This is a genomic window from Bacillus paranthracis, assembly GCF_001883995.1.
Taxonomy (GTDB): Bacteria; Bacillota; Bacilli; order Bacillales; family Bacillaceae_G; genus Bacillus_A; species Bacillus_A paranthracis.
On the sequence record NZ_MACE01000057.1, the window covers coordinates 1 to 590 of the forward strand.

At 38.0% G+C, this 590-nt stretch carries 1 pseudogene; it reads right to left on the reverse strand.

Annotation, left to right across the window (positions count from 1 at the left end):
- Window positions 1-590 (reverse strand): annotated as a pseudogene (locus tag BAQ46_RS31145) (hypothetical protein); the annotation flags it as partial.

Genomic DNA, 590 nt, shown 5'->3' on the forward strand with positions numbered 1-590 from the left:
CTCTTATTTTTTCCATTTGCTAATTCTTGTTTATAGTTCGGTGTATCAGGAATATGCTTTTCTTGAGCTCCTGCTTTCACTTTTATTGGATAACCATTTACTTCACGGTATGGACCTTTAGGTACAGAATCTTTTCCATAAGAAGGTATTCGATTACTCGCACCCTTACCTCCACCAGAAGACTGGATTTTTTGAATAGTATCCTTAGTATTTTGAATCGATTTATTCCAAACAAATCCACCATGTGCAAAAAGACTAGCCCCAGCAGCTGTTGCTGCTATATCTAATGGAATAACAATTGGTGATGCTAACCCACCAGTTCCTACTTCTGCGACGATAGTTAAGAAATTAGATCCGCCTATGAGCGAAATACCTTCAAATATTTCTACAATGGACCCGGCTATTGATATAACATTTCCAGCCAACCTTCCAGCTTGGTAAGTTGTCTTACTTTCTAATTTATCATTCTCATGCGGTTGTAGTCCAACAAAGTTTTCTAGGGCTGCATCACCAGCACCTTGAAAAAATTCGATAACTCCATGCAAAAATGTTTGCGCATAAATGGCTGTTTTTTCATGCCATGATCTATT